A 13,318-nucleotide genomic window follows, 5' to 3' on the forward strand; every position below is an offset into this window, starting at 1 on the left:
CCGCACTCATCGAGAGGCGAGGCCATGCTGCGGTACAACCTCATCCATCCAGAGATCCTGGCCGCCCTGGCCTCGGCGGGCCATGGCTCGCGAGTGCTGATCGCGGACGGGCACTACCCCTTCGTCACCGCTGCCGGGCCCAACGCGACTCACGTCTTCCTCAACCTCACGCCCGGTCGGCTCAACGCCACCGAGGTTCTGGCGGCTGTGGTGGACGCCACGCCGATCGAGTCCGCCTCGGTCATGCAGCCACCTCCCGAGCTCCCGACGCCTGAGGTCTTCGCCGAGTTCGGGGCGCTGCTGCCCGACGGCACTCCGATGGAGCGGCTCGACCGGTTCGGGTTCTACGACGCCGCGAAGTCGGAGGACGTCGCGCTGGTCATCGCCACCGGCGAGCAGCGCACGTACGCCAACATCCTGCTCACCATCGGCGTCGCGGCCTGAGCAAGGACACCTTCCGGCGCCCCGTTCCTGTCGACCCGCGGACCAGCTTCACAGCCGTCCCAACGCTGGGCTACGCCAATGTCGTGACGCAGGAACGAAGATTCCGAACGCGGGCACCGCACGCCCGCAGACGTGCCCGGACGGAGCCCGAACTCGTCAGGCCGTCTTCTCGCGGCGTTCGCTGCTGCTGCGCTTGCGGCCGGTCTGCTCTCGCGGGACAAGTGTCGGGTTCACGTTGTCGAGGACGACCTCGCGGGTGACGATGACCCGGGCCACGTCGTCGCGGCTGGGCACTTCGTACATCACGTTGAGCAGGACCTCTTCGATGATCGCCCGGGTCGCGCGCGCCCCGGTGCCGCGAAGCAGCGCCTGCTCGGAGATCGCCTCGATCGCTTCGTCAGAGAACTCGAGTTCGACGCCGTCGAGCTCGAAGAGCTTCTGGTACTGCTTGACCAGCGCGTTGCGCGGCTCGGTGAGGATCCGCATCAGCGCGGTCCGGTCCAGCGGCTGCACCGTCGCGACGACCGGGAGCCGGCCGACGAACTCCGGGATCAGCCCGAACTTCAACAGGTCCTCCGGCATCACCTCGGAGAACGCGTCGTCCTTCTCGCGTTCCTCCTTCGTCCGGATGGTGGCCGAGAATCCGACGCCCTTCTTGCCGACCCGCTGCTCGATGATCCGCTCGAGACCGGCGAACGCCCCGCCCACGATGAACAGGACGTTGGTCGTGTCGATCTGGATGAACTCCTGGTGCGGGTGCTTGCGGCCACCCTGCGGCGGCACGCTCGCGGTGGTCCCCTCCAGGATCTTCAGCAGTGCCTGCTGGACGCCTTCGCCGGAGACGTCGCGGGTGATCGACGGGTTCTCGCTCTTACGGGCGATCTTGTCAACCTCGTCGATGTAGATGATGCCGGTTTCAGCCTTTTTGACATCATAATCAGCGGCCTGGATCAGCTTGAGGAGGATGTTCTCGACGTCTTCACCGACGTAGCCCGCCTCGGTCAGCGCGGTCGCGTCGGCGATCGCGAACGGGACGTTGAGCATCTTGGCCAGGGTCTGCGCCAGATAGGTCTTGCCGCAGCCGGTGGGCCCGATGAGCAGGATGTTGGACTTCGCCAACTCGACTGGCTCGTCACGGGCGTGTCGCCCGGCAGCCGACAGCCCCGACTGCACCCGCTTGTAGTGGTTGTAGACAGCCACCGAGAGCGCCTTCTTGGCAGCGTCCTGCCCGACGACATAGGAGTCGAGGAACTCGTAGATCTCCCGCGGCTTGGGAAGCTCGTGCAGACCGACCTCCGAGGACTCGCTGAGCTCCTCCTCGATGATCTCGTTGCACAGGTCGATGCACTCGTCGCAGATGTAGACGCCCGGACCTGCAATGAGCTTCTTGACCTGCTTCTGGCTCTTTCCACAGAAGGAGCACTTGAGCAGGTCGCCGCCGTCACCGATGCGTGCCACTCCGGAACGTCTCCTTCGGTTGCTACGCCACTGTCATGGGCGTGGGGGTCGAACCTGCATAGGACTCGGGCTGGTCAGCCCTCAGGGTGTGTCGCGGCGACCTTGTGAGCCGTTGCCGCGCATGCTCTGAGCGTACAGAGACCGACGGTACTCCGTTCTGGGCGCGAACGGTCGAGTTCAACCGCGCGTCGCTGGACGCACGCGGCGAATCCGGGTGGTCCCGGCACTTCTGGACCGCCGTGACATTCGGCACGTCGGTTGACTCCCTTGTCAGTACCCCACAAAGCCGGCGCTGGAGCCTGGCTTGGTCCTCAGACCTCGACCAGGCTCTTCTTGCGGCTGACCAGCACCTCGTCGATGAGGCCGTACTCGACGGCCTGCTCGGCGCTGAGGTACTTGTCGCGCTCGATGTCGCGTCCGACCTCCTCGATCGGACGTCCGGTGTTGTCGGCGATCATCGTCTCCAACATCTCGCGCATCCGCAGGATCTCGTTCGCCTGGATCTCGATATCGCTCGCCTGACCGTAACCACCCTCGGTGTAGGGCTGGTGGATGACGATCCGGCTGTGCGGAAGCGCCGACCGCTTGCCTGGCGCGCCGGCGGCCAGCAGCACGGCGGCAGCCGAAGCCGCCTGGCCGAGGCAGACCGTGTGGACGTCGGGAGTGATGTAGCGCATCGTGTCGTAGATCGCCGTCAGCGCCGTGATGGAACCACCGGGTGAGTTGATGTAGATCTGCACCTCACGGTCGGGGTCCATCGACTCCAGACACATTAGCTGCGCCATAACGGCGTTGGCGATGTCGTCGGAGATCGGCGTGCCGAGGAAGATGATCCGCTCCTCGAAGAGCTTCGCGTACGGATCGATCTGTCGGTAACCGTAGGGGGTGCGCTCCTCCCACCGCGGGATGAAGTAGTCGCCCCGCGGCAGCCTCGAGGGCTCTGTCGCGAGTCCGGGGAGCTGGATACCGCCGGCCGGTTGGATGCTGGTCATCGTGGTTCGTCCTCCAGGGGGATGGTGCCGTGCCGGGGTGTCAGGAGACAGGTCCGACGGAGCTGACTTCGCCGGCGTACTTCACCACATGGTCGATGAAGCCATACTCCCGCGACTGCTCGGCGGTGAACCACCGGTCGCGGTCCGCGTCCGCCTCGATCTGGTCGACCGTCTGGCCGGTGTGGAGAGCGGTCAGCTCGAACAGTTGCTTCTTCAGGTGCAGGCTCTGCTGTGCCTGGATCTTGATGTCGGACGCCGTGCCACCGAGCCCACCCGAGACCTGGTGCATCATGATGCGCGAGTGCGGCAGGGCGAAACGCTTGCCCTTCGTACCGGCCGCCAGCAGGAACTGTCCCATCGACGCGGCCAGGCCCATCGCCACGGTGGCGACGTCGTTGGAGATGAACTGCATCGTGTCGTAGATCGCGAGGCCGGAGTCGACCGATCCGCCGGGCGAGTTGATGTAGAGCCAGATGTCCTTGGCCGGGTCCTCGGCGTTGAGCACGAGCATCTGCGCGCAGATCGCGTTGGCGTTCTGGTCGCGGACCTCCGAGCCGAGGAAGATGATCCGCTCCTTGAGGAGCCGCTGGTAGATGTGATCGTCGAGGCCGCCCTGGCCGTTGTGGCCCTGCGCCCGCTCCGCGTATTCGTTCACGTCCTCCGCCTAGGTCTGTCTCGTGGGTGTCTGGTGGCACACATCGGGCCCGCACGTGGGCGGTAGTCGCACCGTTCGAACTTGACCTCGACCCTAGCCAACCGCTTCCCCGCAGCGGACGCGGAGAGGGTCCTGTTCGCTCACGGCGCAGAGTCGTCAGGTCCGGACGCCGCTTCACGTGCAAAGAATCGTTTGCAAACATGTCTCCGCGAGCGTACGGTGCCCTCGCATGTCCGACGAGTCCGACCAGCCCGATGAGTCCGTCCAGTCCGATGAGTCCGTCCGGGCCGTCCAGCCCGAGGCCACGCGGGACCTTCCGCCCGGGCTTGCCCCGAGGAGCGAGGTGCTCCTCAACGCGAGGTCGCTGCGCGGCCTGGCCCACCCGGTCAGAGTCCGGATGCTCGGCCTGCTGCGCGAGGCGGGGGCGGCCACCGCGACCACCCTGGCGCACCAGCTCGGGCTCAACACCGGCGCCACGAGCTACCACCTACGCCAGCTCGCCGCGCATGGCTTCGTCGTGGAGGACGCGGAGCGTGGCACCGCCCGCGAGCGCTGGTGGCGGCCTGCGCACCGGCACACGCGGCACGCCCCGCCAGCGGCCGACGACGACCGCGCGCTCGGCGACGCGTACCTCCGTGCGGTCGGCCTGCAGTACGCCGAACGGATCCAGGACGCACTCGACGACCTGGCGACCCGCCCGGAGCGCTGGCGGCCGAACCTCAGCGACTTCAGGCTCCGTGTCACCCCCGACGAGCTGGAGAAGGTGCTCACCCAGGTCACCGAACTCATCGGCAGATACCGCCACGATGACGCCGCAGGCGGTGATTCGGCGCCAGCTGATGCCGAGCCGGTGGTTGTCCAGCTCCAGGCGTTCCTGCGTCCCGGCGCACCGACCGACGACGACCTCGGGGCCGGCAACACCGCAGGGCCCGACCAGGACGGCGACGCGTGACCGTCCCCAACGCGGCGGCTGCCGCCGATCAGGCGCCGGAGCCTGGCTGACCTTCCGGGTCGCCGTCTGTTCCGGTCCCGGCGTCACCCTCACCCTTGCCCGCCGTCGAGTCCTCTGCAGCGTCGGTGGGAGTCTCCGCGTCGCCAGCGGCGTCGGCATCCTCGGAGCCGTCCGCCGCATCCTCGCCCTCCGGGGCGAGCGTGCCGTCCGGCTGCAGGCGCTTCAGCTCGACCGGGCGCCCGGACTCATCCGTCACGACCGCGTTGTCGACCACCAGGGCCAGAGCCTTGCCCCGCCTGACCTCCTGCACCAACGTCTGGAAGTAGTTGGCCTGGATGACCTGGTTGAAGTAGTCCGCCGGGCTCATACCGGACTGCTGGGCGCGCTGCGCGATGGCGATCTTGACCTCGTCCTCGCTGACCGAGAGTTCTTCCTTCTCGGCCACCTCGTCGAGGACGAACTCCGCCTTCATCGAGTCGCGGGCCCGCTTGTCCAGCTCCTGACCGAATTCCTCGGCGGACTGGCCTTCGCTCTGGAGGTACTGCTCCTCCGACAGACCGATCTGGCCCAACTGCTGACCGATCGCCTCGCGGCGGGACTCGACCTCGGTCGCGACCGCGGCGTCCGGGAGCGGGATGTCGACGAGCCCGAGCAGCTTCTCGAGGATGCCGTCACGCGCGGCCTGCGCCTGCTGGATCCGCTTCGAACGCTCGATGCGGTCGCTGAGATCTGCCCGCAGCTCGTCCAGGGTGTCGAACTCGCTCGCGAGCTGGGCGAAGTCGTCGTCGAGGTCGGGGAGCTGCTGCTCCTTGACGGCGGTCACCGTCACGGTCACCTCGACGTCCTCGCCCGCGTGGTCGCCTGCGACCAGCTGAGTGCTGAAGGTCGCGGACTCGCCAGCCTGCAGGCCCTTCACGGCGTCGTCCAGTCCCTCGAGCCGCGCACCGCTACCGATCTGGTAGCTGACTCCGCTCGACTCCTCGTCCTCGAGCTCCTCGCCGTCCTTGGTGGCGGACAGGTCGATCGTCACGTAGTCATCGTCACCGGCGGCGCGTTCGACCGTCGTGAGAGAACCGAACCGCTCACGCAGCGAGTTGACCTGTTCCTCGACGTCCTCGTCGGTCACCTCGGCGTCGTCGACGCTCAGCTCCAGCCCGTGATATTCGGGGAGCGTGATCTCCGGCTTGACGTCGACCTCGGCGGTGAACTTCAGGTCGGCACCGTCAGCGATCTCCGGTACGTCGACCTCCGGGCGGCCGAGTGGCTCGACCTTGTTCTCCTGGAGGGCGTCAACGTAGAGCCGCGGGATCGCGTCCTGGACCGCCTGCTCCAGGACCAGTCCGCGTCCCACCCGCTGGTCGATGATCCGGGGTGGGATCTTGCCCTTCCGGAACCCGGGGATCGTCACCTGTCGGGCGATCTCCCGGTAGGCGTTGTCGAGGCTCGACTTGAGCTCCTCGAAGGGCACCTCGACGGTCAGCCGGACCCGGGTCGGGCTCAGGGTCTCGACGGCGCTCTTCACGATCGTGGATCTCCTCGGAATGGGCGTGAGCACGTGGCCTGGGACACCCGCATGCCTCATGCAGACGATCGCGGGCGCGTCACGGGACGTGGCCCGCTCGGGCCGATCCCGGTGCGCGACGCAGTGTACGCCCCACGGCGGCGCCTCTTCCTCGCGCACCCGCTGAGTGGCCGAGGTGGAGGCCGGCCGCCTTGTCGGGGAGAGGGGATTTGAACCCCTGGCCTTCGGCTCCCAAAGCCGACGCGCTGCCAAGCTGCGCCACTCCCCGGTGTCACCTCCCACGCCCAGGCGTCGGCCAGTCCCGCCGGCCGAGGCCGGTTGGGTCGTGGGATGTGACAATCCACCCACCCCGAACGGGTCGGAGCCGGCGGGCACTACGCTGGCCTCGCGGTGCCGCCCGGAGTTTAGTCCACCGGCTCGACACGGGCACGCACCGCCGGTTGGTCGGACTACGGTCGTGCGACGGTACGCCTTCTCCGAGGATCGCCTGAGAGTGATCTCATGCGACGTCGGAGGGATACTCATGGGACCATGGACCGGCACCACGCGGGTGTAGCTCAATGGCAGAGCTCCAGCCTTCCAAGCTGGCCATGCGGGTTCGATTCCCGTCACCCGCTCCACACGACAGGACCCCAGGTCAGAGGCCCACTCCCCCGACCTGGGGTCTTTGACATCTCGATCCCTCGACGTGGCCCGTGCCACATACGTGCCACACCGTCAGCCGGTGCCACGCCTCTTGCCCCGCCTTGGGACGGGCTTCTTTGTCGACCCCTGACCCGACCGACCGCTCCGAACAAGGGCGCTGAGGCCATCCGCGATCGCGCGGTCGCGATCCTTCACTGCGTGGAGGTAACCGAGCGCGGCTCGACTGCTCGAATGCCCAGCCCGCTCCATCAGCTCCCGAAGCGTGGCGCCGGTCATAGCGGCCAGGGTGTTCCCGGTGTGGCGAAGATCATGCAAACGGAGACCCTCGACCCCGGCAGCCTTCGTGGCCTTCTGCCAGATCCGGTTGAAGTTCGACCGACGTGGGGTTGCGCCCTTCGGACCGACGAACATGCGGCCACTCGGACCAGCCTCAGCGAACCACTTGATGTGTGACCGGATGTCAGGGATGACGACCGACGGGATCGACACGACCCGCGTGCCGGCGAAAGACTTGGTGCTGCCCAGGGTGAGCCGACCTCGGTCCTCAACAACTGCCTTGGTCACCCGGACGGTCAACTCGTCGAGATCCACGTCGGACTTGCGCAACGCGAGCAGCTCGCCCCACCGCAAGCTTGCGAACGTCGCCAGGAGAACCAACGCCCGATAACGCGGCTGGATCTCATCCGCGATCGCGTACACCTGATCGATCGACGCCACCGGCCGCTCCGGGCTCCGCTCAACACCCGCGCCCTTGATCCGGCAGGGGTTCCGGCGTATCAGCTCATCCTCGACGGCCGTGTTCATGATCGCCTGGAGGAGCCGATACGCCTTCGCAAGTGTCACCTCTCCGACACCTGCTGCCAACCTTCCTGAGCGCCACTCCCTGACGTTCGCATACGTGATGCCCGCTAGCGGGGCGGAGCCGAAGGTCGGGCCAAGGTGCAGGACCAAGAGCGAGCGGTACAAGGTCACAGTTCGCGGACGCAGCTTCGGCCGCTCGGTGATCCACGCCTCTGCATACTCGAGGAACGGGACGTCCCCAGCCTTCGGATCAGCCCACAGGCCGCGATGCATATCGGCCTCGGCACGGGTGAGCCAGATCTCGGCATCCCGTTTCCGAACGAACGTCCCAGGTGCCGAGCGAAGCACCCCATCCGGGCCCCGGTAGCGAGCCTGGTAGCGGCCCGAGGCAAGTTGCCGAACGGTCCCGAACCGTCGTTCCTTCTTCCCAGGCATCAGGCCACGCGCCTTCCGCTGCCCCACCGTCGAACACTCACCGGCTCGACTGTTCCCGAGTCGATGAACTCCTGAAGTGCAGCGGCCGGGATGCGCACGTGTCGGCCGACCTTCACGAACCTGATGCGGCGCTCAGCTACCAGCCGGCGAGGAAACCGGGACGTCGTGCCCAGCACCTCAGCCGCCTGGTCGATGCTCAAGAGCCGTTCCATGACTACTGTCCCCTCTCGTTCGCCATGACTGCCTGCTGCGTTGCCGAATTGCTGCCGGGCTTGGGTCCGGCGCGTTCCTTCGCCTGCTCGTACTGGGCACGCCAGCGGTGTCGTTCGCCGATGGATGCGGCGATGATCTCGATGTAGTCGGGCAGGTCGTCGCGGTCGACGGGCCGCCACTGGTAGCGGGGTTGTCCGTCGTCGCGGACCTGTGTTGCTGAACAGCGGTCGGCTTCGCCGGGGTCGACGCCTGCGGCTTCGAGGACCTTGCGTACGACGGACCGTCGGTCGGCTCGGTGGGTGGAGAGGGTTTTGCCGGTCCACTTGCGGGAGACGAGGACACGTCGGCCCCCGCAGCCGAGGTGTTCCTGGTCATGTGCTTTGTTCGGGCAGTGGCCTGGTGCCGCTCCGTCGGCGGCGTCTTTGGGCTGGATGCCATACGCGAGCCAGTTCCAGCACCTCGGACTGCATGGGAGCCACCGGACCTCTTCGTGCAGCCGGTCGATGTGCGCCCGACGGGCCGGCGACAGCTCGTCGTCCTCGTCGTCGAGCGGGTCGGTGATGGCCTTGGTGAGGTACTTGGTCAGGTATCCAACGCGGCGGTCGGCTTGCGGGGTGCCGCCGACGATGCCTTGCATGTCGGACTGCTTGCCGAACCGGATCACGTGTGCGGGTTCGGCATCGTCGCCCTGGTCGTCGAGGTCGTCGAGTGCCTCGTGCCAGGTCTGGAGTGGACGGCCGCTGTTGGGGTCGACGTACCCCTGGTCCGTGCTGTCCCAGACTGGGTGTTTGTCGTCCGGGCCGTAGACGAGCTGGTCGTGGGGCGGCCACCAGACGGAGGCGTAGGTGGCGGCGATCACCTGGCGGAGGATCTCGCGCGGGATCGCACCACGGAGCGCGGCGTGGATGTGCGGTGCAAGGCGTTTCTGGGGTTCGACGGCGGCGAAGTACTGCACGTCATAGCCGACTGCCCGGCGAAGGTTCTGCACGAGCCGGTCCCACAGTTTCGGCATGTGCAGCGCATCCAGCGCGGCACGCCGGTAGTCATAGGTCGCCGGGTCGACCGGGCTGCCGTCGGGCCGGACACGGCCGTAAGACGGCATGGTGAACGTGACGAACATCGAGGGCCGCCACACCTTGCCGTCCTTGCCGGTGAACGTCTGACCGATCGTCCGGTCTGACACCGGCAGGCGAGGCAGATCCGGGGCGTCGTCACGCCGGCGGGTGGAGCGCTTGCGACGATGCCGGGCCGCTGTCTTGAGCACCGCGACCAGGGCGACGAGGCCGAACGTCTCGGAGTGCCGCAGCCACCACAGCGACCGATCCTTGGACGGGCGTTCGGGTTCGGTGTCGAGGTGCCAGCCTTCGCGGCATTGGTGCATCCGCAGCCGGCGTGCCTTGTCCGCACACGGTTCGCACACTGAGGCGAGGGTGGAGCCGCACGGAATCGGCACGATCGAGGTATCGCCAGTCTCGGTGTCGACGAGCTGACGGACGAGGGGGCGGACGCACACCCCGGCTTGGATGGCGCCCGCCCGCACCGCGTCTGCCCGGACGTAGGGGGCCGTCATCAGGCGACCACCCCCAGCCAGCCGAGCTCGTCGGTGTCGTCGTGTTCTTCGTTCCAGGTGGTGTCAAGTTGGGCTTGCGCCGTGGCGAGCAGGTGTTCGGTGTGGCCATCGGGGTTGCAGCGTGGGCACGGCCCGACCCCATACAAGGTGCCGAAGTCGAGGCAGATGCCGCAGCCGTAGCCGTCGAGGACGGCTTGGCGTTCGTCGATGGTGAGGCCGGTCCAGTAGTCGTCACGGACGCGGGTTCGGATGGTCATGAGGTCTCCTTCGGGGTGGGGTGGTTCATGGCGAGGAGGGCGAAGCCGGCGACGACCATCAGCCCGTCGACGGCGAGTGGCCCGATGGCGGCATTGAGGGTGTCTTCGCCGTAGGAGATGAGCAGGGAGCGCATGTGGCGGTAGGACATGACGGCGGCGACCAGGGCGACGAGGCCGGTGCCGCCGTAGCGGGCCAGTCCCCACCAGGTCCCGGTGCGGTGCCAGCGGGGTCGGCTCATGCACTCCACAGCCAACAGCAGGGCGAGGGGGACGAACGCGGCCGCGATCCTTGGCCCTGCTTGGGGTTGCGCGTGGGCGACGTTCGCTGCCACCGATGCCGCGACACCGAGTAGGAATGCGGACCAGGCGACCATCCGGGCCCCGGACGGCTGACCTGACGCCTGACCGGCCGGTTGACCGGACGGCGACACTGCCTCGCCGGCGGAAGGACCCTCATGGGTTGAGACCAGGGCAGGCGGGTCGACGATCTGGCCGACGTTGGGCGTGTGTCCGTTGCTGACCTGCCGGTCATCGTCGCGGGGTGGTGTGGTGGGTCGGGTGAGGGTGGCCATCAGGCGGTCACCCCCTCGGGCTCCCCGCTGTCGTCGCCGGTGCCGGGGACGAGCCGGAGCCGGGCGGTTTCGGTGCCGGGTGCGTACAGGGAGCACATGGTGGCGATCTCGTCGTCGTCGACGTAGCCGAACCGGACCCGGATGGGTTCGGGGTGGGTTTCGACGCGGACGTAGCCGACACCGGGCAGGTCGGTGGGGATCTCTTCGCAGCGGGCGCCCCGGTCGCGGGTGCCGGAGCCGAGCACCATGTCGGTCTCTTCGGCCTCGTTCAACCGCAACGCCACCCGAGTCGGGAACAGCCCCCGCATGGCGACGACTTCTTTGCGGGCGTCCTGACCAGCCCCCACCACGACCACACCGACCGCCCGGCCCTGGGACAGGAGGAGATTGAGGGCGGCTTCGATGCGCTTCTTCGCTTCCCGGTCGACGACGTAGGCGGTCAGGGATGCGAACTCGTCGATGAACACGACGATCAGCGGGTTGCCGACCGAGGGTGTGTGCATCCGGACGATCCCCCGCAGGGCGCGCTGTCGGTCGCGGAGTTTGTCGACGAGGGTTTCCAGGAACTCGGCGTAGGTGATCTCATACGCCCGCTTGCGGTCCACATCTGCGGTGTCGTCGTCGCCGTAGCAGTACCGGGCATACAGCGGCTGGCCGGCGGCGAACTCCATCCCGCCCTTGGGGTCGATCACCCACAGCTCCACCAGGCCGGTGCGGATGCCGTGCCCGACCGACCGGATGATCGACCAGAGGACGGAGCCTTTACCGGCGCCGGTCGCACCAATGACGAGCAGGTGGTTCGCGAGCAGGCGGAGCCGCCAGGTCAGCCCGTCCTCCCCGAGTGCCAGTGGCAGGGCTTTGAGGTTCGGCTTGGTGGGCACGGCGTACAGCGGGGTCATGGCCTCCAGCGGGTCCTCCACGAGCAGCCACAGCTCGAGGACACGGGACGGGCGAGGCTTGGGCGCCTCGACCATCCGACCCAACGCCCGGTTGATCCGGAACCCGGCCTGCCGCATCGGCTGGTGCCGGTGGACCGACCGGACGCGGCAGTCGATGGCCTGGAAGGTGGCGGCGAACCGGTCCGCGTTCTTCGCAAAGTCAGCGAGGACCTGGCCGGGGAGCATCCGGACCCGCACCTTGTCCACCGTCCCCGTACACCGCACCCGCCCAAGTGCAGGGACGAGCAGCTCGTCACCAGAGGACCTCGCCGACAGTTTGAGGGTGGCCATGAGCGGCTGCCACTCACGGGAGTAGACGAAGATCCGTCGCCACCAGGCACGGAACGGCCAGGCGACCATCGGACGGAACGACGCAGGGTGCGCGAGCCGCCAGCCGATCAGACCGAGGGTGAGGATGGTGCCGCCGGCGGCAAGGGCCCATGGGCCGGAGCCGTCGTAGACGCGCCAGATGCCGTAGCCGGTGATGCCGGCGACCCACAGCACCGGCTTGGACGCCAGCCACCACAACACCGCAAGCAGGCGGGTGCCGAGCCACATCGCAACCACGGTGGCGAACCCGATCTTGATGGTCTCGTTGCGGACCTTCGGTGCCTCAGCCACGTCGACCACCCCCACCAGCGGACCGAGTCGCACGACGGGACTTGCGGGGCCGGGCGGCGGTCTTCATCGCCGCCTTCGGGGTCTTCGCGCCGGTCTGCCGACGGACCGGCTTACGGAACGGGATCGGTGCGCACGTCTCGCACAGCCCGCCGGCCTCCTCGACTTCGAAGCCGTTGCACAGCCCGCACGGATACGTCCACCGGGCCACGCCAGCCTCAGGGTCACGCTTGAGTAGTTCGAACAGCCCCGACTGTGCGGGGTCGCTACGGTGGGACATGCCACTCCACTCCTTGCCAAAGGGGTTTCGGGGTTGGAAGGCGCGGGAGCGGCGGGTGTCCAGCCAGCACCGCTCCCGCGCCGGCTCATCAGGTGTGTTGTCGGAAGTGCGTCAGGTATTCGTCGTCGGGGCCGACCGTGCCCTGAACCAGGCGCAGCACCAGGTCGGCCTCCCAGCTACCCGGGCGACCAGCGACCACGGCGTAGGTTGAGCCCTTCCCAGCTGCCACCGTCGCCAGGACGGAGGCCAGCCAGCCGGCAAAGTCGTGCTCGCACTCCACGGCCTCCTCAAGCGCGCGAACCGCGCCCGCCGTGTACCCGTTGCTCATCGAGGGACCTCCGATCGGTTCGGGGTTGGAAGGCGTGGGAGCGGCGGGTGTCCAGCCAGCACCGCCCCCACGCCAGGCTCATCAGGCCGCCTGCTCACGAGCGGCCTTCGACGCCGGACCACGCGCCGCACTCTTCGGCTCAGGCGCACGGATCCCCGTCGCACGGAACGACCACGCCAGCCGCGACCGGCAGCGCTGGCTGTTGCCGTTACAGCGCTGGGAGTCCACATACGGCGTCGCCGTCAGACCCTCGAACTCCACCGGACGAACCGGCGACCCAGCAGGCGCCTCCGGCAACGTCGGCATGTACTCCGAGGCGATCCGGACCGTGATCGCCGCGTTCTTGCCCTGCGCAGCCGGGTCCGCGTCCAGCACATCGAAGGTCCACAAAGGCAGCCCCGTGCCCTTCTCATCCCTCGCCTGCACCTCATTGCCAGGCGTCGACGCCTCAAAGTCCCGCGCCGGCTTCACCTCCGTCGCCAAGAACGCGAAGGTCCCATGCGGGAACGCATCCTGGTTCCTGATGTCGAACCTGTTCGGCACCGCCATCGTCTGCACCTTCCTCTCGATTCACTCGTGCATAACCACTATGCATCAGTGAATATTCCGGTGCAAGTGGAGACGCGCGGAAGATCCAG

The 13,318-nt window shown here is 67.8% G+C and carries 15 protein-coding genes, 2 tRNA genes and 1 pseudogene; 3 read left to right on the forward strand and 15 right to left on the reverse strand.

Annotated elements, in window-relative coordinates:
* Positions 1-24 precede the first annotated feature (24 nt).
* Positions 25-444, forward strand: coding sequence for an RbsD/FucU family protein (locus tag ABN034_RS10050; RefSeq protein WP_349326171.1), 420 nt, complete (start codon positions 25-27; stop codon positions 442-444).
* Between the two features lie 156 nt (positions 445-600).
* Here ABN034_RS10050 and clpX read toward each other — a convergent pair whose 3' ends face one another.
* From clpX to ABN034_RS10065, 3 genes are all read right to left on the reverse strand, one after another.
* The gene (gene clpX, locus ABN034_RS10055; protein WP_349326170.1) at positions 601-1,902 is read right to left on the reverse strand and encodes an ATP-dependent Clp protease ATP-binding subunit ClpX; all 1,302 of its coding nucleotides are present in this window, start codon (positions 1,900-1,902) and stop codon (positions 601-603) included.
* 311 nt (positions 1,903-2,213) lie between these two features.
* Positions 2,214-2,894: an ATP-dependent Clp protease proteolytic subunit gene (locus tag ABN034_RS10060; RefSeq protein ID WP_349326169.1), complete on the reverse strand. Its 681-nt coding sequence runs from the start codon at positions 2,892-2,894 to the stop codon at positions 2,214-2,216.
* Positions 2,895-2,934: 40 nt separating this feature from the next.
* A complete protein-coding gene (locus ABN034_RS10065) occupies positions 2,935-3,549 on the reverse strand; it encodes an ATP-dependent Clp protease proteolytic subunit (RefSeq protein WP_349326168.1) in 615 nt (204 codons plus the stop codon).
* A 229-nt stretch (positions 3,550-3,778) separates the two neighbouring features.
* Between ABN034_RS10065 and ABN034_RS10070 the strand changes: the two genes are divergently transcribed.
* Complete coding sequence (locus ABN034_RS10070) at positions 3,779-4,501, forward strand: helix-turn-helix domain-containing protein (RefSeq protein WP_349690724.1); 723 nt, start codon at positions 3,779-3,781, stop codon at positions 4,499-4,501.
* 28 nt (positions 4,502-4,529) lie between these two features.
* Here ABN034_RS10070 and tig read toward each other — a convergent pair whose 3' ends face one another.
* Both tig and ABN034_RS10080 read right to left on the reverse strand, forming a co-directional pair.
* Positions 4,530-6,023, reverse strand: a complete 1,494-nt coding sequence (gene tig / locus ABN034_RS10075) for a trigger factor (protein WP_349690725.1) — start codon at positions 6,021-6,023, stop codon at positions 4,530-4,532.
* A gap of 194 nt (positions 6,024-6,217) precedes the next feature.
* Positions 6,218-6,291, reverse strand: a tRNA-Pro gene (locus ABN034_RS10080).
* 278 nt (positions 6,292-6,569) lie between these two features.
* Here ABN034_RS10080 and ABN034_RS10085 point away from each other — a divergent pair.
* A tRNA-Gly gene (locus ABN034_RS10085) sits at positions 6,570-6,643 on the forward strand.
* A 97-nt stretch (positions 6,644-6,740) separates the two neighbouring features.
* Here ABN034_RS10085 and ABN034_RS10090 read toward each other — a convergent pair.
* From ABN034_RS10090 to ABN034_RS10130, 10 genes and pseudogenes are all read right to left on the reverse strand, one after another.
* Positions 6,741-7,511: a tyrosine-type recombinase/integrase gene (locus ABN034_RS10090; protein ID WP_349690726.1), complete on the reverse strand. Its 771-nt coding sequence runs from the start codon at positions 7,509-7,511 to the stop codon at positions 6,741-6,743.
* 234 nt (positions 7,512-7,745) lie between these two features.
* Positions 7,746-7,904, reverse strand: a pseudogene (locus tag ABN034_RS34320) (hypothetical protein); the annotation flags it as partial.
* On the reverse strand, positions 7,904-8,116 hold the full coding sequence (locus ABN034_RS10095; protein WP_349690727.1) for an excisionase family DNA-binding protein: 213 nt from the start codon (positions 8,114-8,116) through the stop codon (positions 7,904-7,906). The pseudogene ABN034_RS34320 and the gene ABN034_RS10095, both read right to left, overlap by 1 nt.
* 2 nt (positions 8,117-8,118) lie before the next feature.
* Positions 8,119-9,687 carry a replication initiator gene (locus tag ABN034_RS10100; protein ID WP_349690728.1) on the reverse strand — a complete coding sequence of 523 codons (1,569 nt, stop codon included), beginning with the start codon at positions 9,685-9,687 and terminating at the stop codon, positions 8,119-8,121.
* Positions 9,687-9,944, reverse strand: coding sequence for a hypothetical protein (locus tag ABN034_RS10105; RefSeq protein ID WP_349690729.1), 258 nt, complete (start codon positions 9,942-9,944; stop codon positions 9,687-9,689). Before ABN034_RS10105 ends, ABN034_RS10100 begins: the two co-directional genes overlap by 1 nt.
* Positions 9,941-10,516, reverse strand: coding sequence for a DUF2637 domain-containing protein (locus ABN034_RS10110; RefSeq protein ID WP_349690730.1), 576 nt, complete (start codon positions 10,514-10,516; stop codon positions 9,941-9,943). Before ABN034_RS10110 ends, ABN034_RS10105 begins: the two co-directional genes overlap by 4 nt.
* The gene (locus ABN034_RS10115; RefSeq protein WP_349690731.1) at positions 10,516-12,075 is read right to left on the reverse strand and encodes an FtsK/SpoIIIE domain-containing protein; all 1,560 of its coding nucleotides are present in this window, start codon (positions 12,073-12,075) and stop codon (positions 10,516-10,518) included. The genes ABN034_RS10110 and ABN034_RS10115 overlap by 1 nt, the downstream gene beginning before the upstream one ends.
* A complete protein-coding gene (locus ABN034_RS10120; protein ID WP_349690732.1) occupies positions 12,068-12,352 on the reverse strand; it encodes a hypothetical protein in 285 nt (94 codons plus the stop codon). Before ABN034_RS10120 ends, ABN034_RS10115 begins: the two co-directional genes overlap by 8 nt.
* 88 nt (positions 12,353-12,440) lie before the next feature.
* The gene (locus ABN034_RS10125) at positions 12,441-12,680 is read right to left on the reverse strand and encodes a hypothetical protein (protein ID WP_349690733.1); all 240 of its coding nucleotides are present in this window, start codon (positions 12,678-12,680) and stop codon (positions 12,441-12,443) included.
* A gap of 81 nt (positions 12,681-12,761) precedes the next feature.
* Positions 12,762-13,229 (reverse strand): hypothetical protein, encoded by a 468-nt coding sequence (locus ABN034_RS10130; protein WP_349690734.1) that lies wholly within the window; start codon positions 13,227-13,229, stop codon positions 12,762-12,764.
* Positions 13,230-13,318: the final 89 nt, after the last annotated feature.

The organism is Actinopolymorpha sp. B11F2, assembly GCF_040195635.1.
Lineage (GTDB): Bacteria > Actinomycetota > Actinomycetes > Propionibacteriales > Actinopolymorphaceae > Thermasporomyces.